Consider the following 16,838-nt stretch of genomic DNA (forward strand, 5'->3'; position numbering starts at 1 on the left):
GACACCTCGATGCAAACGGTTACATCACACACATCCGGGGAGGGCGGCGCCTCCCTTCCGCGCAAGACCACTGCGCGCGGAACCGCCTATTTCGAAGCCGGCGATGGAGAGACGTTAATCCTCATTCACGGCGTCGGTATGCGCCTAGAGGCTTGGGCGCCACAAATCGAGGCTTTCGCAAAAACCCACCGGGTTTTCGCATTAGACATGCCGGGGCATGGCGCAAGCGAAAAAATCCCAGCGGGCAGCACGGTGCGGGACTACGTTGCTTGGTTTGGCTGCTTCCTGGAAGACCTCAGCATCGCACGGGCGAGTATCGCCGGACATTCGATGGGTGCACTTATTTCCGGAGGCGCGGTGGCAACATTTTCCGACCGGATCACTCGTGTCGCTTATCTCAACGGCGTTTATCGCCGCGACGCCGCGGCGAAAGCTGCAGTCCTGGCCCGCGCTGAAGCTATCCGTAAAAACGGGGTCGACGCGGAAGGGCCTTTGGAGCGGTGGTTCGGCGAGGATCCGGAGAGCCAACGTGCTCGAGAACTAACACGAACATGGTTGGAGATGGTCGATCCGGAAGGATACGCGATTGCCTATGCCGCCTTTGCGGGGGGCGATGAGATCTATGCAGACTGCTGGCCGTCCGTCGAATGCCCGGCTCTCTTCCTAACGGGCTCGGGAGATCCGAATTCGACACCGGAAATGGCCAAACAGATGGCGTCTGTGACGCCAAAGGGATGGGCACGCATTGTCGATGGTCACAGACACATGGTCAATCTAACCGCCCCCGAGGTCGTCAACGCGTTGATGTCCGAATGGCTGACTTCCAGGGAGAAACCGAGATGACTGCGGAAGTTTTCGACCCGAGAGCCTTGCGAGACGCGTTCGGCGCATTCGCAACCGGAGTGACGGTGGTGACGGCGAGCGATGCGGCAGGCAAGCCAATCGGCTTTACGGCCAATTCCTTTACGTCCGTCTCATTGGATCCGCCGCTGCTGCTCGTTTGCCTTGCCAAGAGCTCGCGCAATTATGAATCGATGACTTCGGCAGGGCGTTTCGCCATCAACGTCTTGTCCGAAACGCAAAAAGACGTCTCGAATACATTTGCCCGCCCCGTGGAGGATCGGTTTGCAGCGGTCGATTGGCGGCTTGGCCGGGACAGCTGCCCAATATTCTCAGATGTGGCGGCCTGGTTCGAGTGTTCGATGCAGGACATCATCGAGGCGGGCGATCATGTCATCATAATTGGTCGCGTTACCGCCTTCGAAAACAGCGGCCTCAATGGCCTGGGTTACGCCCGGGGGGGCTACTTCACGCCGAGGTTGGCAGGAAAGGCGGTTTCCGCTGCCGTTGAGGGAGAAATTCGTCTCGGTGCGGTGCTCGAACAGCAGGGCGCGGTATTTCTGGCAGGCAATGAAACCCTGTCGCTTCCGAATTGCACCGTCGAAGGCGGCGATCCTGCGCGAACGCTTGCCGCCTATCTCGAACAACTGACCGGACTGAACGTCACCATCGGATTTCTCTACTCGGTTTACGAGGACAAGAGCGATGGTCGTCAAAACATCGTTTACCACGCGCTTGCCAGCGACGGTGCACCACGACAAGGCCGGTTTCTCAGGCCGGCGGAGCTCGCTGCGGCCAAGTTCAGCAGCAGTGCGACCGCCGATATCATCAATCGTTTCGTACTCGAAAGCTCTATCGGCAATTTCGGCATGTATTTCGGCGACGAGACCGGCGGCACGGTCCATCCGATCGCGAAGAAGGACGCACACTCATGAAATTCTCGCTCTTCGTTCACATGGAGCGCCTGGATGCTTCGCAAGACCACAAGACGCTGTACGAAGAATTCATCAAGCTGTGCGAAATCGCCGACAAAGGCGGCATGCACGCGATCTGGACCGGTGAACACCATGGAATGGAGTTCACCATTGCGCCGAATCCCTTCGTAACGATTGCCGACCTTGCCCGTCGCACTAAGACCGCGCGGCTTGGAACCGGCACGGTGATCGCGCCCTTCTGGCATCCGATCAAGCTCGCGGGAGAAGCCGCAATGACGGATCTGATCTGCGAGGGTCGGCTTGACATCGGAATTGCCCGCGGCGCCTATTCCTTCGAGTACGAGCGGCTGCTGCCGGGCCTCGACGCCTGGAGCGCTGGGCAGCGCATGCGCGAACTCATTCCGGCGGTGAAGGGGATCTGGGCGGGTGATTACGCCCACGACGGCGAGTTCTTCAAGTTTCCGGCCACGACCTCGTCACCGAAGCCGCTGCAGAAGCCCCATCCGCCGATATGGGTTGCTGCGCGCGATCCCAACTCGCACGAGTTTGCCGTTGCGAACGGCTGCAATGTGCAGGTGACGCCACTCTGGCAGGACGACGAGGAGGTTCGGAGCCTGATGGCACGGTTCAACGACGCCTGCGCCAAGGATCCAGAGGTCCCGCGACCGAAGATCATGCTGCTGCGGCACACCTATGTCGGCTCCGACGAGGCGGATATCGCGCAGGCAGCTCATGAGATGAGCGTATACTACAATTATTTCTTTGCCTGGTTCAAGAACGAAAGACCGATCAGACAAGGCCTCATCGATCGGATTCCGGAAGAGGAAATTGCCGCCAATGCCATGCTCTCAGGCGAGGCAATGCGACGCAACAACGTCGTCGGCGCAGCCGACGAGGTCATCGCCCGCATCAAGAGCTACGAGGCAATGGGGTATGACGAATATTCCTTCTGGATCGACACAGGCATGACCTTCGAGCGCAAGAAGGCTTCGCTCGAACGCTTCATCGCCGATGTCATGCCAGCATTTGCGGAGTAGGGCACATGCAGCGCTTCCAGTGTTACATCAACGGTGAATTCGCAGACGGCGAAGCCCGCTTCGAAAGCATCGATCCCACCACCGGCCGTGCCTGGGCGGAGATGCCAGAGGCACGGGAAGCGGACGTCAATCGTGCCGTCGAGGCTGCACGTATCGCCCTTCACGACCAGCCATGGTCCACACTGACGGCCACGCAGAGAGGCAAGCTCCTCTACAAGCTTGCCGATCTCGTCGCTGAGAATGCCGGAAGACTTGCCGAGCTGGAGACCCGCGACACGGGCAAGATCATCCGCGAGACCTCGTCGCAGATCGCCTATGTCGCCGACTACTATCGCTACTACGCCGGGATCGCCGACAAGATTGAGGGCTCCTATCTGCCGATCGACAAGCCCGACATGGATGTCTGGCTGCGCCGCGAGCCGATCGGCGTCGTGGCCATGGTCGTGCCGTGGAATAGCCAGCTGTTCCTTTCGGCCGTGAAGATCGGTCCGGCACTGGCGGCCGGCTGCACCATGGTGGTGAAGGCCTCGGAGGACGGGCCGGCGCCGCTTCTCGAATTTGCCCGGCTGGTGCATGCGGCGGGTTTTCCCGCCGGTGTCGTCAACATCGTCACCGGCTTCGGCCCATCATGCGGCGCGGCGCTCAGCCGCCATCCGCAGGTCGATCACATAGCCTTCACTGGCGGGCCGGAGACGGCGCGCCATATAGTACGCAATTCAGCGGAAAATCTCGCCTCGACCTCGCTCGAGCTCGGCGGCAAATCGCCCTTCATCGTCTTTGCCGACGCTGATCTTGAAAGTGCGGCCAATGCCCAGATCGCTGGGATCTTTGCCGCGACCGGGCAGAGCTGCGTGGCCGGCTCACGGCTGATCGTCGAGAAAAGTGTCAAGGACCGCTTCTTGCAGATCCTGAAGTCCAAGGCAGAGACGATTCGCATCGGCAGCCCGCTCGAGATGTCGACGGAGGTGGGACCACTCGCGACGGAGCGCCAGTGCAACCACGTCAAGGCCCTTGTCGCACGCTCGCTGGCTGCTGGCGCGAAGCTGGTGACCGGAGGCACAGCGCCGGAGGGCGCCGGGTTCTATTATCGGCCGACCATTCTCGATTGCGACGGCAGCGCATCGCCGTCCCTCGAGAACGAATTCTTCGGTCCTGTGCTCTCGGTTCTGTCTTTCGAGACAGAAGCTGAAGCTCTCCATCTCGCCAACGACTCCCGCTTCGGCCTTGCAGCCGGGGTCTTCACCCAGAATCTCACCCGAGCGCACCGCCTCATGAAGGGAATTCGCGCGGGAATCGTCTGGGTCAATACCTATCGGGCGGTCTCCCCGGTCGCGCCCTTCGGCGGCTTCGGGCTCTCGGGTCACGGGCGTGAGGGCGGCCTGGAGGCGGCGCTCGACTATACCCGGAGCAAGACCGTTTGGCTCAGGACGTCGGACGATCCAATTCCTGATCCCTTCGTGATGCGGTGAGAGCGATGTTTTACGAGATCCGCACCTATCGGCTGAGGAATGGCGCGATCCCTACCTACCTGAAGGTGGTCGAGGAAGAAGGGATAGCCATCCAGAGGAAGCATCTCGGCGAACTTGTCGGCTACTTCTTCTCCGAAATCGGGCCGATCAACGAGATCGTCCATATCTGGGCTTATCCGAGCCTCGATGAGCGCGAGCGTCGGCGAGCCGCACTCATGAACGATGCGGCCTGGCGGGATTTTCTTCCCAAGATACGCGACCTGATAGAAGTCGCTGAAAATAAGATCATGAAGGCGGCGCGATTTTCGCCGACAGGTGCCGTCGCGTCTTAGAACAACCAAGCAAAACCGGAACACGGAGCAAGGGAACATGAATAGGATATTTGTTTTGGCGGCCACTGCCGCGACGATTGCTACAGCGATGCCGGCGACGGCTGCCGATCTCGTTTTCACGAGTTGGGGAGGGACCACGCAGGACGCGCAGAAGATCGCCTGGGCCGAGAAATTTACCGAAAAGACGGGCATTAACGTGCTGCAGGACGGGCCGACCGATTACGGCAAGCTGAAGGCTATGGTCGAGGCGAATGCCGTCACCTGGGACGTCGTCGACGTCGAGGGCGATTACGCCGCTCAGGCCGGCAAGAAGGGCCTCCTCGAGAGACTCGACTTCTCTGTCATCGACAAGTCCAAGCTCGATCCGCGCTTCGTCACCGACTATTCGGTTGGCAGCTTCTATTATTCCTTCGTCATCGGCTGCAACAAGGATGCGGTCGATGCCTGCCCCAAGACCTGGGCGGACCTCTTCGACGCCCAGAAATTCCCAGGGATGCGCGCCTTCTACAAGTGGTCCGCGCCGGGTGTCATCGAGGCCGCCCTGCTTGCCGACGGTGTATCGCCCGATAAACTCTATCCGCTCGATCTGGATCGCGCTTTCAAGAAGCTCGACACGATTAAGTCCGACATCATCTGGTGGTCAGGCGGCGCGCAGTCGCAACAGCTCCTCGCCTCCGCCGAAGCGCCTTTCGGTAGCGTCTGGAATGGCCGAATGACGGCGCTCGCGCAAAGCGGCATCAATGTCGAGACTTCCTGGGAACAGAACATCACCGCCGCCGACGCTCTCGTAGTCCCCAAGGGCTCGAAGAACAAGGAAGCGGCCATGCAGTTCATAGCGCTCGCCACATCGCCAGAAGCTCAGGCCGACCTTGCAAAGATCACAGGATACGCGCCGATCAACTTGGAGTCGCCTAAGATGATGGATCCGGAATTGGCGAAGACCCTGCCGGACGCGCAGACGGCAAGCCAAGTGAATGCGGACATGAACTACTGGGCCGAGAATCGCGATGCCATCGGCGAGCGCTGGTACGCCTGGCAGGCGAAGTAATCATTGGGAACGGCTGGAAGGACGTTGTGGCGTTCTTCCGGTCGCTCCGGCAGCCGGAAAGCGGCGCGCCTTGCGTTTAGGGAGGAGAAACAATGGTATCGCAGACCGAAACCGGGAGTGGGAGACCGTATTCGCCTGCACAGGTCCGGCGGCTGACCGACTTTGACCTGACATTGCCAGCCCTAGGACTGCTGATCCTGTTCTTCGTCCTGCCGGTCGCCATGCTGTTAACGCGCAGCGTCACAGAGCCGGTGCCGGGTCTCGGCAACTATGCCGAATTGCTGGGCTCATCAACCTACCTGCGAGTATTCGCAAACACCTTCATCGTTTCTAGCCTCGTCACACTTGTCTCGTTGCTGATCGGCTTTCCTGTCGCCTGGGCACTGGCCATCATGCCCAGCCGCGCGGCATCCATTGTGTTCGCCATTCTGCTTCTGTCCATGTGGACGAACCTTCTTGCGCGTACTTACGCGTGGATGGTGTTGCTTCAGCGCACAGGTGTCATCAACAAGATGCTGCTTGGAATGGGGCTCATCGATACGCCGCTTCCGCTCGTCAACAACCTGACGGGAGTGACGATCGGCATGACCTACATCATGTTGCCCTTCATCATCCTGCCGCTCTATGGCGTCATCCGGAAGATCGATCCTGCCATCCTGCAGGCGGCTGCTCTTTGTGGCGCCAATCGCTGGCAGTCGCTCGTGCGCGTGCTGCTGCCGCTCGCAATGCCGGGCATGGCGGCAGGTGCGCTTATGGTCTTCGTGATGTCGCTCGGCTACTTCGTTACGCCGGCGCTGCTCGGCGGTACTTCGAACATGATGCTCGCGGAGCTCATCGCACAGTTCGTGCAGTCTCTCGTCAACTGGGGCATGGGCGGCGCGGCGGCCCTGGTGCTTCTGGTCGTCACCCTGGCGCTGTACGCCGTGCAGCTTCGTTTCTTCGGCACAAACCGGATGGGAGGGCGCTGACATGCTCCTGAATTTCGACCGTCTGGGCTGGTGGAAGCTCGTTCTCATCGGCATCACGTTGCTGACAACTGCCTTCCTGCTCCTCCCCATCCTATTCATAGCGGCACTCTCCTTCGGTTCGTCGCAATGGCTGATATTCCCGCCGCCCGGTTGGACGCTCAGGTGGTACCAGGAGCTACTCGAAGATCCCCGTTGGCTGGACTCCGCCTGGACGAGCTTCCGCATCGCACTCATCGTTACGGTGCTGTCGGTCCTTCTCGGTCTAGTCACTTCTTTTGGTCTGAACCGCGGGCGGTTCTTGTTTCGGGAAGCGTTGAAGGCGCTATTCCTGACGCCGATGATCCTGCCCGTCGTCGTGCTAGCCGTGGCGCTATACGCCTTCTTCCTGCAGATAGGTCTCAATGGAACCCTCACCGGCTTCGTCATTTCCCATCTGGTGCTGGCACTGCCGTTCTCAATCCTGTCGATCACAAATGCGCTCGAGGGCTTTGATAAATCGATTGAGGATGCCGCCGTTCTGTGCGGCGCTTCGCCTTTCGAAGCCAAAATCCGTGTGACGCTGCCGGCCATCAGCCACGGCGTTTTCTCCGCGGCAATATTTTCCTTCCTCACCTCTTGGGACGAAGTGGTCGTCGCAATTTTCATGGCGAGCCCGACGCTTCAGACGCTTCCCGTCAAGGTTTGGTCGACCTTGCGGCAGGATTTAACGCCGGTCGTTGCCGCCGCCTCCACGCTTCTCATCCTCTTGACAGTACTTTTGATGGTGCTCGTCGCCATCGTCCGTAAAGGATTAAAATCATGAATAGACCCTTCCTACAGATCCGCGGCATCCGCAAGGAGTATGGCCCGGTGACGGCCGTGCAAGATGTTACTCTCGATGTTGCACAGGGGGAATTCCTGACCTTTCTTGGCCCTTCGGGATCCGGAAAAAGCACGACGCTTTACATCCTGGCCGGCTTTGAGAACCCGACGCGCGGCGACATCTTGCTAAATGGCGAAACGCTGCTGGCGACGCCTTCGCACAAACGCAATATCGGCATGGTGTTCCAGCGCTACACGCTGTTTCCGCATCTTTCCGTCGGCGAGAATATCGCCTTTCCGCTAAAGGTCAGGCGTCTTCCGAAGGCGGAGATCGACGCCAAGGTGCGCGCGATGCTGAAGCTCGTCCGGTTGGAAGGCTTTGAGGACCGTAAGCCCGCTCAGATGTCCGGCGGCCAGCAGCAGCGTGTGGCCTTGGCCCGCGCACTCGCCTATGACCCGCCAGTGCTGCTGATGGATGAGCCGCTTTCTGCCCTCGACAAAAAGCTGCGCGAGGAGATCCAGCACGAAATCCGCCGGATCCACCAGCAGACGGAAGTCACAATCCTGTATGTCACGCATGACCAGGAGGAGGCACTTCGTCTTTCCGATCGCATCGCCGTTTTCTCAAAGGGCGTGATCGATCAGATCGGCACAGGGCCGGAACTATACGCCAACCCGGCCACTCGGTTCGTGGCCGAGTTTATCGGCGACAGCGATTTTCTCCCTTGCGACGTGGTCTCTACGGTCAATGGCCGAGCCGAGATTGCTGTGTGCGGTTCCATGACCTTTTCGAACATTCCGCTTCATGGGACTGCCTCTTCGGGGAGCAAAGCGGCGCTTATGCTGAGGCCGGAGCGGCTACTGTTGTCAAAGACGAAGTCAGACATCGGGTTGCCGGTCACGGTCAGCGATATCACCTTCCTCGGCAACAACGTCCATGTGGCCACGAAAACCCGCAAAGGCAACGACCTGTCCGTCCGCCTTCCCTTCGGTCATGAAGCGATCTCGGGACTCAATCGGGGAGATGCCGTTTGGCTCAGATTCGATGCCGGGTCGGCGCACGTCTTCGGTCAGTGAAATAGCCGCTATTTCGGTGAGACGCCGGGCGATGGAACAGTAGCGGCCCGGAAACAAGGCGACGCACCAGGAGACCTACGCATGACGATTTCGGAAACACTTCTCGTCAAACTGAAGGATCCCAGCCTCGCTGTCGACAAGGGTTTGATCGGCGCCGAATGGCTTGACAGAAGCGACAGCGGCAAGACGTTCGATGTCAGCAATCCGGCGACCGGCGAGGTCATCGCCATCTTGCCCGACATGAGTCGGTCCGAAACCGCACGTGCGATCGATGCGGCCCACGCGGCGCAAAGGGCATGGGCGGAGAAGACGGGCAAGGAACGCGCCGCGGTGCTGCGCAACCTCTACGACCTCGTGGTTGCCAATGCCGACGACCTCGCCACCATCCTGACGATGGAAATGGGTAAGCCGCTTACGGAGGCGAAGGGCGAGATTCTCTACGGCGCGTCTTACGTCGAGTGGTTTGGCGAGGAGGCGAAGCGCGTCTACGGCGACACGATTCCGGGCCACCAGCCGGACAAGCGCATCATCGTCCTCAAACAGCCGATCGGGGTCGTGGCGGCGATCACGCCGTGGAATTTTCCAAATGCGATGCTCGCCCGAAAACTGGCGCCTGCCGCTGCCGCAGGCTGCGCAGTGGTTTCGAAGCCTGCCGCGGAGACGCCGCTGTCGGCGCTGGCGCTAGCCTTGCTCGCAGAACGCGCCGGCCTGCCTGCCGGAGTCTTCAACGTTATCCTGTCGACCGATTCCGCGGAAGTTGGCAAGGAAATGTGTGCCAATGACAAGGTTCGCAAGCTGACCTTCACCGGCTCCACCAACGTCGGCAAAATATTGATGCGCCAGGGCGCCGACCAGATCATGAAGCTGGGTCTGGAACTCGGAGGCAACGCGCCGTTCATCGTCTTTGACGACGCCGATCTCGACGCCGCTGTCGAAGGCGCCATGGTCGCCAAGTACCGCAACAACGGGCAGACCTGCGTCTGCGCCAATAGGCTTTTCGTGCAGGCCGGAATTTACGACGCCTTTGCCGCGAGGCTGACTGCCAAGGTTAGCGAGATGACGATCGGCGACGGGTTTGAGCCGAACGTCGACGCTGGCCCGCTGATCTCGGAAAAGGCTCTCGCCAAGGTCGAGGAACATATCCGGGACGCGGTGACGAAGGGTGCCGATCTGGTTCTGGGCGGCAATGCGCGGGGCGGTTTGTTTTTCGAGCCGACCGTCCTGACCGGAGCCACCATGGACATGAAGATTGCTGGCGAGGAGACGTTCGGCCCCGTCGCGCCGCTCTTCAAGTTCGAGACCGAGAATGAAGTTGTCAATATGGCCAACAAGACCGAGTTCGGCTTAGCATCCTATTTTTACTCCAAGGATGTGAGTAGGGTATTCCGCGTGGCGGAAGCGCTAGAATACGGCATAGTGGGCATCAATACAGGCCTGATCTCTACGGAAGTAGCTCCCTTCGGCGGTGTCAAGCAGTCGGGGCAAGGCCGCGAAGGCTCCAAATACGGCATCGATGACTATGTGGAAACCAAGTATCTTTGCCTCAGTATTTGAGCGCGCGACGAGCGAATTGCTGGTGAGGGTCCGGTACAACGTACTGGCGATGTTCCCGGTGTATGCTTCGAATGTCGCGTATCGCATCTATTGGAGGGATGACAGCGCCAGAACGCTTAAAGCAGCCTCAGGCTGTCTTGACTGCTTTGTATCGCTCGAAGGGCTGCCTCTGTCCGCGTGGTCTGCCATGTAGACGTGTCCGATAGTGCCTCTGCTCCAAGCGGCGATGATAAGGCATCATCAAAGCCTGGATCAAACACCCAAACATCAATTATCCGTAAAGCAGGATTCTAATAGTTGGGTTGACTCTGTGGAACACTCAGCCGAGAACATTCGGATGCTAAAGGAGGGAATTTCTGATGGTTGACGAAAGTAATGCAGGGCCAGTTGCTCCGGCTGTAGTGGCGGATGCAGAAGTGAAAGCACCAAGGGGTAAGAAGCGTAGCTCGTCACGGCCCCAGAAAGCGTCCCCCGAACCAGCTCAACCAAAGATGCCGGCCGCTAATCGCAGGGGATATAGCGAGCAAGAGAGGAGCGAGAAGCTCAGGCTGATTGAGACAAAAGTCAGCGAAGGCAATACTCTCAAGGACGCTATCAAGAGCGCCGGTATATCAGAGCAAACCTACTATCATTGGAAAGGTGCTGCTAAGTCAGCCGCGCGAGAGGACATTGAGAGAACTAGACCCTTATCGGCTGGCGATGAGTTCGCGGAGCTTGTCCAGCTTGAAGAGGAAAATCAGAGGCTCCGCAAGCAACTGGCGGAGAAGCTGCGAACGGAAAATACTGAACTGCGCAAGAGGCTCGGTTTGGACTGACGAGAAGCGGGAAGGCCCGGGAAGACGTTGCTTTGTCGTTCTCCGCGCTACGCGAGGGGCTCCCGATTTGGCATTTTCGCCCAGACGAAGCCCTGCTGTCCCAAATCTTGCCGGGTCCAGGGCCGGTGGCGCGTTGCGAAGCAATTGAAACACGCGAGGAAGGGCTATATTGGTGCGCCAGCAGAAATCCCGCGGGGCCATCAGTGTCGCGTCCGTTTTCACTTTGCTCGGGGTCGAAAGAGATGAAGAGGCCACAACAGACATTTGTTGTCGAAAAGAAGACAAAGCGGCGACAGCCAAACGCACAGACGAAGTCAATCTGGGGAGATACGGATCTTAAGGCTTTGGCACGCGAAGTGGAAGATTTGGCGTCGCATCCGTTCAATTCAAATGAGGGACGTGGAACCTTTGGCTCGCGTGAAACCAGGCTGGTCGATCCGATCAATGCAGAGCCGCTTAACGGCCGTGTCGAGGTTGCGCTGCCAGAGATACAACGTGCCAACGGCACGAAGGTTGAGATCTCGCAGCATCGCGTCGCCGACACTCCGACCGAGGCGGTTGCGCAGACAAAGGAGCGCCACACGCCATCGCAGCGTCTATCGACGTCGACCGGCACTGCTCGAAATCGCACGAAGCGCCTGCACGACTTGAAGATCGGGCACGAGGGTCGAAAAGCGCAGACCAGGACTGTCGACGATCCGATCTCCCTCGACGAGCTTGCCGCTCTGGGTGCGGACAACAAGCTCCTCAAGAGGTTGCTAGCTGAACTGCTTCTTGCACAGAACCTCTGGCTCAAGAAGATGCTCGAACGATTTGATGCCGAACGCGATGTGGCACCACTAGCGTCGGGCAGGAAAGCCCGTGAGCCCGAGTTTCGCGGATAGCCCCGGGAGAGGCTGCCCTACCTTGATGTCGCCTTTCGGATCTCGACGACGTGTCTGATGGAAATGAGAATCCGACATTGCTAAGTTGGCGAGGACTACCTGCGGGGGATGCAGCGCTCTCGAAATTCTCTGCCACTTCAAGCTGATCGTGCGGATGCTTGCAATCGAGCAACGTTGTGGCGATTGTTGCGCGGAGTCAGCCTTCGCGCAGATCGAGTTCGGCCGCTTGAGTGGATGCTCGGGCAGCTCGGTCAGGAGCGCGCTGTTGCCACGCTACCGTTCTGATTATCGGCGACTGGGTCGGCCCGTCGAATAGCTCAAGCGCCGGAAGGCCCCGGCATACATTTCAATACTAGCGTTCCACTTGCTTCGACCCTGCTGCAATCGGATCGATACTAGGCCCGCGTAAGGGCTACTGGTGTCGGCGGCGATGTGTATCATCGCGATCGCACCAGCGTCACGAACGCGCTGCACCCGGGGGATCCTTGGGAACTCATCAATATCAACAATCAAAAAACTCGGCAAATGCAACCGCGTGAGGAACCTGAGCGCGGTCGCTCGATGATGGGAACCCCTGATCCCGCTCAGGCAAATAATCTCATCCATGTCGCAACTCATGTCCGGTCAGTGTCGCCGGATATTTGCCTCGACTGTAACCGGCAGGCGAGTGTCCTGCGGAAGGTGGGGCAGGGCCAGGCGCCACCCGTTCCTCAGCAGTATCGAGCCGCCCCATAGGTCTTCATTCGCCACCGAAATGATCGGCTCCTCGAGGTCCTTCTTAGGGATATACGCCGACAAGGCGTCGCCGGTTATGCGGATTGTGACTTTCATGATCTGTCCGTTCTGCAAGACTGGTGGCAGTTTCAGTCATCCCGCGAGTGGAGGCTATTTCTACACATAGTTTGGTGGAGCCTCGCAAATTTCGCCCCTGTTCTCCTACAACCTCTTGCGGTTCCTCACTTTCTTTGTGCTGCAGGACCTTAAAATCGAAGTTCTGTCGGAACATATTGGTAGGAGCTCAGGCAGGGACGCAGGTGTTCGACACCGGACAGACCGATGCGCATTGCTGTGTGTCGAATCCTCCCTTGCATTCGTTGCATTTGGTCGGGTCAATCACGTATTTCTCGCCTTTGAAATTGACCGCCCCCCGCGGACATTCAAACTCGCAGGCGCCGCACTGAGTGCATTGAGATGCAATAATCTTGAAGGCCATTTTAAAACTCCTTATTCAGTCGGAGGGCAGCTCAAGCTGTCGCCGTCTTTACCGGTGGTTCGATGCCAAACTCGGCGGCGTAGAGCGCGCCGAGCGCACTCTCGATGTAGTCATGGCCATAAGCTTCCGTCGCTCGAAGCCCGGCCTGTGTCAGCTGTTTCCTTGGGTAATCTCCGATTTTGACGCAGAGCAGGATGTCTATTCCTTCAAGCGCAACGACGATGTGATCGAGGGTGGCGACCTCGCCCCAGCCGCCGAGGCAATACTGCTCAACCATGCGGCGGCCTGCCAGCTTGATCCCTCTCTGGGAGACGGTATAAACGTGAAATTCTTTCGCGTGTCCAAAATGTTCGTTGATCCGGCCCCCGCCTTTGGTCGCCACGGCAATGAGAAGCGATCCGCCATATTCCACCGACATTACCGTTCTGTTCGCCTCGTTCTTGGCCACTAGGTGGTCCCCGCGTTCGCGCGCGACCAACTGGCGATAGGCCTGTCGCTTGCTGGCATCGTAGGTTATCTCGTCGGGGATTTCAGCGAGCGTGAACTCGTGACCACGATCATCGCCGAGCAAGCCTATGGCATCGGCCCGGCAATGTCGACAATGACGCATCAGTTTGGTTCCTTCTAGACGGTCCTGAAGGGACTGCAGTTCGAAGGCCTCCGGGCCGCGCTGCCCTGTCAGTCCGTAATAGGTCCCGTGTACGCGGTTTGAAATTAGCGGCATTACGTTGTGCAGCAACGCGCCTCTTCCTTTCACAACTTTGTTGACTTCGATCAGGTGCTCATCATTGACGCCGGGGATCATTACCGAGTTGACCTTGGTGAGGATGCCGCGTTCGGCCAGCATCTCCAGGCCCAACATCTGCCGTTCGTGCAGGATTCTCGCAGCGTCGATACCAGTGTGGCGGCGCTGACCATAGTAAATCCAGGGGTAGATCTTTACGCCGACACGCGGATCGACCATGTTGATGGTGATCGTCACGTGATCGACGTTCATTTCGGCAAGCTCATCGACATGGTCCGGCAGCGAGAGCCCATTCGTGGAGATGCAGAGTCTTATGTCGGGAATTTCCCTAGCCACTCGTTCGAACGTCGCCCTTGTTTTTTTCCAGTCGTAACAGGCATCGCCAGGCCCAGCGATGCCAAGCACTGACAGCTGAGGCACTTCGTTGGCAACGGCAATCACCTTTCGCACCGCCTGGTCAGGTGTGAGCTTTTCCGAGGCAACACCGGGCCGACTTTCGTTGGCGCAATCGTATTTGCGATTGCAATAGTTACATTGGATGTTGCAGGCAGGCGCGACCGCCACGTGCATGCGCGCGAAATAGTGATGCGCCTCCTCTGAAAAACAGGGGTGATTCTTAATCTTGTCCCAAGTTCCAGGATCTATGTCGCCCGGCGTCGTCGATGGGGGTGAGCAGCCAACCGATTTAGCGTTCTCCAGCAACTGGTCAGAGAATGTAGTGCTGGTCCGGCTCTCACGCAAAATCATGGGTGTGGACATGAACAACTCCGGTGGAGGGTGATTTTGCAATTCAACCAGCAACAGCTATGCCAAATCCTTTTCGTCAATGGATTGGCGTCTTTGGATTCGGTCCTGTCTCTTTGCTCACAGGCTTGGCGGACGTCCGACAAGGGCAAAGTTGAATTGCATCCGGTCGTGTTTCGAAAGGACGGAGAAAAGAGGCGACGCTCGCGACGCCTTTATCTCACCGGCAGCTTAGAGCTTTCTCACGTCCACACCATGCCGACGTAAAGCATACCCGACCTGCCGGGGCGTTTTTTTGAGGATGCGAGCTGCCTTTGCCTGATTCCAACCGGCCTCCTCCAGCGCACTGATCAACCGGTCGCGCTCGATCAGATTGGATGCCACTCCTGCGGATCCGGGCTCTTTCGGCGGAACATCATTGGCTGGCGCTCCGAGCAACGGTGTTGTACCCGCGGGCGCATCGATCTCAATGTGGCCATGCGAACAGTGAACGCCTTTCCAGAGGCGAGAAGAAAAACACTGGTCCGTTTGGCAGGCGAAATCTGACGAAGTGATCGTCTTTGACCTGGCGAGAGTTGCAGTCCTCCGCACACAGTTTTCCAGCTCGCGAACGTTTCCAGGGAACTTGCACTTCGACAAGTGGTCAAGCGCAGACGGCGCGAAATGGAGATCACGACCGTTCTCTTCGTTGAACCGCTGAAGGAATGCTCTTGCAAGGAGCGGAATGTCACCGTCGCGGTGCCTAAGTGGCGGCAAAATGAGGGGCACCCCGCTGATGCGGTAGTAAAGGTCTTCCCTGAACTCCCCATTCTGGACCGCCATTTCGAGATCCTTATTTGTGGCGAATATGAGCCGGACGTCGACTTTCAGCGTCTTTGTGCCGCCGACTCGCTCAAATTCACCTTCCTGTATCACGCGTAGCAGTTTTGCTTGGAACGCCGGGGGAATCTCGCCGATTTCATCGAGCAGCAACGTTCCGCCATTCGCCGATTCGAAACGGCCTACTCGTTGAGCAATAGCCCCGGTGAACGCACCTTTCTCATGTCCAAACAGCTCTGATTCGAGAAGGCTTTCAGACAGCGCGGGGCAATTGAACTTGATGAAGGGCTTTTTTTGCCGAGTCGAATGCTGGTGGATTAGCTTCGCAAAGCATTCCTTGCCAGTTCCTGTTTCTCCCCTAAGGAGAACGATTGAATTGGTCTCTGCCATGACTTTGGCGGTATCTACCGCCGCCATGAGGGCGGTACTTTCCCCGATGATCCCGTCATTCTTGAGCAGCCGCTGGCGGGCGGAACTCTGGCTCTGCTCATCACGTGAATTTTGCTGTTCTTCCTGCTCTTCGGCAAATGTCCGCCCACGCCCGCTGATAGTGCGATGAAGCCGAATGGCCCTGCCCGCAAGAGCGGCGGCCACCGAAAGAAAGTGCACATCCTCCTCATAGTCATAACCGGACTCTTTGGCGCGCTCGAACCACAGCATTCCGCCCGTTTCATGATCGACCTCCACCGCCGCAGCGATAAAGGCCGTCGGACCAATTCCGTGCCATTTTATCTGATCCTTGAACAGCTCCGAGTTGCAAACGTCTGGTACGACCAGCCGCCCGGCAGTCATGATTTGGTCTATTGCGGCCTTTGGTACAGTATAGTCAGCGGCAGAAGGAGACCCGCTGTTGCGGGTAGCCGCTGTGATCTTTTTCTCTCCTTCCGACGCCGGAATCTCGAGTCCGCCGCGGCGCATGCGCAGAACCAAAGAGAGGGTATTCACGAAATTGTTCAGCGTGATCTCAAGACGAGTGGGGGCAAACAGAGCCTTTGATATGCTGTAAATTTCGGCGGACCGCTTGTCCTGTTTGCGCATGTCTCTTTGTGAAGGTACAGACAGGGCACTAACTCCCCTGAACGAATTGCGATGCGAGCACCTTAGTCATTTTCTCGCCCACTTAATATTAGGAGGTATGCGTATTGACAGTCGGAGAGCGATCAAGTTACGGAAAGTAAGTTGGTTTCCTTGTAAGGATCCCTGGCACTTCGTCCCCCTATTGAACGCCGATCTAGCTTGTAAATCGACCTTAGAGTGGCTCATCCGAACTTGAAGAGGACACCGAAGCCACCTCGTGGATAGCTCCACTCGACGTCACCGTTTACCTCGCACAACACTCTGCATGTGCCGCACTCCATGCAGCCATCGGCAGTGACGTCCACTTGCCCAGTTTCATTCAATTCGTAGCATTTGGCCGGGCAGACTCGCGTGAGCGCGAGCAGGTTTAAGCTTGGCGACCGGTGTGGCCGCACTGTAATGTGTGGACGCCCTGCGTCGACCAGATAGCGGTTCTGGTAAAGCTTGTCTTCGATACGCTCCGCGATTGCCGTCTTCATC

17 protein-coding genes are annotated in these 16,838 nt (G+C 58.2%); 12 read left to right on the forward strand and 5 right to left on the reverse strand.

The window, feature by feature from the left end; all coding sequences use genetic code 11:
- Nucleotides 1-9 precede the first annotated feature (9 nt).
- From PZL22_RS30600 to PZL22_RS30655, 12 genes are all read left to right on the forward strand, one after another.
- Nucleotides 10-843, forward strand: coding sequence for an alpha/beta fold hydrolase (locus PZL22_RS30600; protein WP_046067001.1), 834 nt, complete (start codon nt 10-12; stop codon nt 841-843).
- Nucleotides 840-1,775: a flavin reductase family protein gene (locus PZL22_RS30605; protein ID WP_088196076.1), complete on the forward strand. Its 936-nt coding sequence runs from the start codon at nt 840-842 to the stop codon at nt 1,773-1,775. The genes PZL22_RS30600 and PZL22_RS30605 overlap by 4 nt, the downstream gene beginning before the upstream one ends.
- Complete coding sequence (locus PZL22_RS30610; protein ID WP_003536944.1) at nt 1,772-2,812, forward strand: LLM class flavin-dependent oxidoreductase; 1,041 nt, start codon at nt 1,772-1,774, stop codon at nt 2,810-2,812. The genes PZL22_RS30605 and PZL22_RS30610 overlap by 4 nt, the downstream gene beginning before the upstream one ends.
- Nucleotides 2,813-2,817: 5 nt before the next feature.
- Complete coding sequence (locus PZL22_RS30615) at nt 2,818-4,281, forward strand: aldehyde dehydrogenase (protein WP_028005178.1); 1,464 nt, start codon at nt 2,818-2,820, stop codon at nt 4,279-4,281.
- Nucleotides 4,282-4,286: 5 nt separating this feature from the next.
- Nucleotides 4,287-4,613 (forward strand): NIPSNAP family protein, encoded by a 327-nt coding sequence (locus tag PZL22_RS30620; RefSeq protein ID WP_003536940.1) that lies wholly within the window; start codon nt 4,287-4,289, stop codon nt 4,611-4,613.
- A 37-nt stretch (nt 4,614-4,650) separates the two neighbouring features.
- Nucleotides 4,651-5,661, forward strand: coding sequence for an ABC transporter substrate-binding protein (locus tag PZL22_RS30625; protein ID WP_088196080.1), 1,011 nt, complete (start codon nt 4,651-4,653; stop codon nt 5,659-5,661).
- A gap of 92 nt (nt 5,662-5,753) precedes the next feature.
- The gene (locus PZL22_RS30630) at nt 5,754-6,629 is read left to right on the forward strand and encodes an ABC transporter permease (RefSeq protein WP_088196081.1); all 876 of its coding nucleotides are present in this window, start codon (nt 5,754-5,756) and stop codon (nt 6,627-6,629) included.
- 1 nt (nt 6,630) lies between these two features.
- Nucleotides 6,631-7,431, forward strand: coding sequence for an ABC transporter permease (locus PZL22_RS30635; RefSeq protein WP_014528554.1), 801 nt, complete (start codon nt 6,631-6,633; stop codon nt 7,429-7,431).
- Nucleotides 7,428-8,507, forward strand: a complete 1,080-nt coding sequence (locus PZL22_RS30640) for an ABC transporter ATP-binding protein (protein WP_017268374.1) — start codon at nt 7,428-7,430, stop codon at nt 8,505-8,507. Before PZL22_RS30635 ends, PZL22_RS30640 begins: the two co-directional genes overlap by 4 nt.
- 81 nt (nt 8,508-8,588) lie before the next feature.
- The gene (locus tag PZL22_RS30645) at nt 8,589-10,061 is read left to right on the forward strand and encodes an NAD-dependent succinate-semialdehyde dehydrogenase (RefSeq protein ID WP_127584816.1); all 1,473 of its coding nucleotides are present in this window, start codon (nt 8,589-8,591) and stop codon (nt 10,059-10,061) included.
- 359 nt (nt 10,062-10,420) lie between these two features.
- The gene (locus PZL22_RS30650; protein WP_013845762.1) at nt 10,421-10,876 is read left to right on the forward strand and encodes a transposase; all 456 of its coding nucleotides are present in this window, start codon (nt 10,421-10,423) and stop codon (nt 10,874-10,876) included.
- A 242-nt stretch (nt 10,877-11,118) separates the two neighbouring features.
- A complete protein-coding gene (locus PZL22_RS30655) occupies nt 11,119-11,760 on the forward strand; it encodes a hypothetical protein (RefSeq protein ID WP_127701161.1) in 642 nt (213 codons plus the stop codon).
- A 624-nt stretch (nt 11,761-12,384) separates the two neighbouring features.
- On the opposite strand, the gene nifT is transcribed toward PZL22_RS30655, so the two are convergent.
- The 5 genes from nifT to PZL22_RS30680 form a co-directional block, all read right to left on the reverse strand.
- Complete coding sequence (nifT, locus tag PZL22_RS30660) at nt 12,385-12,591, reverse strand: putative nitrogen fixation protein NifT (RefSeq protein ID WP_003532756.1); 207 nt, start codon at nt 12,589-12,591, stop codon at nt 12,385-12,387.
- 187 nt (nt 12,592-12,778) lie between these two features.
- On the reverse strand, nt 12,779-12,973 hold the full coding sequence (locus tag PZL22_RS30665) for a 4Fe-4S binding protein (protein WP_010967429.1): 195 nt from the start codon (nt 12,971-12,973) through the stop codon (nt 12,779-12,781).
- A 31-nt stretch (nt 12,974-13,004) separates the two neighbouring features.
- Nucleotides 13,005-14,477, reverse strand: coding sequence for a nitrogenase cofactor biosynthesis protein NifB (nifB, locus tag PZL22_RS30670; RefSeq protein ID WP_127701163.1), 1,473 nt, complete (start codon nt 14,475-14,477; stop codon nt 13,005-13,007).
- A 216-nt stretch (nt 14,478-14,693) separates the two neighbouring features.
- Complete coding sequence (nifA, locus tag PZL22_RS30675; protein ID WP_127701165.1) at nt 14,694-16,319, reverse strand: nif-specific transcriptional activator NifA; 1,626 nt, start codon at nt 16,317-16,319, stop codon at nt 14,694-14,696.
- A gap of 221 nt (nt 16,320-16,540) precedes the next feature.
- Complete coding sequence (locus PZL22_RS30680; protein WP_127701167.1) at nt 16,541-16,837, reverse strand: ferredoxin family protein; 297 nt, start codon at nt 16,835-16,837, stop codon at nt 16,541-16,543.
- Between the last annotated feature and the right edge of the window lies 1 nt (nt 16,838).

The organism is Ensifer meliloti (genome assembly GCF_030064585.1).
Taxonomy (GTDB): domain Bacteria; phylum Pseudomonadota; class Alphaproteobacteria; order Rhizobiales; family Rhizobiaceae; genus Sinorhizobium; species Sinorhizobium meliloti.

Bases quoted from the DNA above. Each gene is read 5' to 3' on its own strand.
- PZL22_RS30640 (WP_017268374.1), top strand. From the start codon at position 7,428: ATGAATAGACCCTTCCTACAGATCCGCGGCATCCGCAAGGAGTATGGC.
- PZL22_RS30655 (WP_127701161.1), top strand. From the start codon at position 11,119: ATGAAGAGGCCACAACAGACATTTGTTGTCGAAAAGAAGACAAAGCGG.
- PZL22_RS30635 (WP_014528554.1), top strand. From the start codon at position 6,631: ATGCTCCTGAATTTCGACCGTCTGGGCTGGTGGAAGCTCGTTCTCATC.
- PZL22_RS30665 (WP_010967429.1), bottom strand. From the start codon at position 12,973: ATGGCCTTCAAGATTATTGCATCTCAATGCACTCAGTGCGGCGCCTGC.
- PZL22_RS30625 (WP_088196080.1), top strand. From the start codon at position 4,651: ATGAATAGGATATTTGTTTTGGCGGCCACTGCCGCGACGATTGCTACA.
- PZL22_RS30600 (WP_046067001.1), top strand. From the start codon at position 10: ATGCAAACGGTTACATCACACACATCCGGGGAGGGCGGCGCCTCCCTT.
- nifT (WP_003532756.1), bottom strand. From the start codon at position 12,591: ATGAAAGTCACAATCCGCATAACCGGCGACGCCTTGTCGGCGTATATC.
- PZL22_RS30630 (WP_088196081.1), top strand. From the start codon at position 5,754: ATGGTATCGCAGACCGAAACCGGGAGTGGGAGACCGTATTCGCCTGCA.
- nifA (WP_127701165.1), bottom strand. From the start codon at position 16,319: ATGCGCAAACAGGACAAGCGGTCCGCCGAAATTTACAGCATATCAAAG.
- PZL22_RS30615 (WP_028005178.1), top strand. From the start codon at position 2,818: ATGCAGCGCTTCCAGTGTTACATCAACGGTGAATTCGCAGACGGCGAA.
- nifB (WP_127701163.1), bottom strand. From the start codon at position 14,477: ATGTCCACACCCATGATTTTGCGTGAGAGCCGGACCAGCACTACATTC.
- PZL22_RS30605 (WP_088196076.1), top strand. From the start codon at position 840: ATGACTGCGGAAGTTTTCGACCCGAGAGCCTTGCGAGACGCGTTCGGC.
- PZL22_RS30610 (WP_003536944.1), top strand. From the start codon at position 1,772: ATGAAATTCTCGCTCTTCGTTCACATGGAGCGCCTGGATGCTTCGCAA.
- PZL22_RS30650 (WP_013845762.1), top strand. From the start codon at position 10,421: ATGGTTGACGAAAGTAATGCAGGGCCAGTTGCTCCGGCTGTAGTGGCG.
- PZL22_RS30620 (WP_003536940.1), top strand. From the start codon at position 4,287: ATGTTTTACGAGATCCGCACCTATCGGCTGAGGAATGGCGCGATCCCT.
- PZL22_RS30680 (WP_127701167.1), bottom strand. From the start codon at position 16,837: ATGAAGACGGCAATCGCGGAGCGTATCGAAGACAAGCTTTACCAGAAC.
- PZL22_RS30645 (WP_127584816.1), top strand. From the start codon at position 8,589: ATGACGATTTCGGAAACACTTCTCGTCAAACTGAAGGATCCCAGCCTC.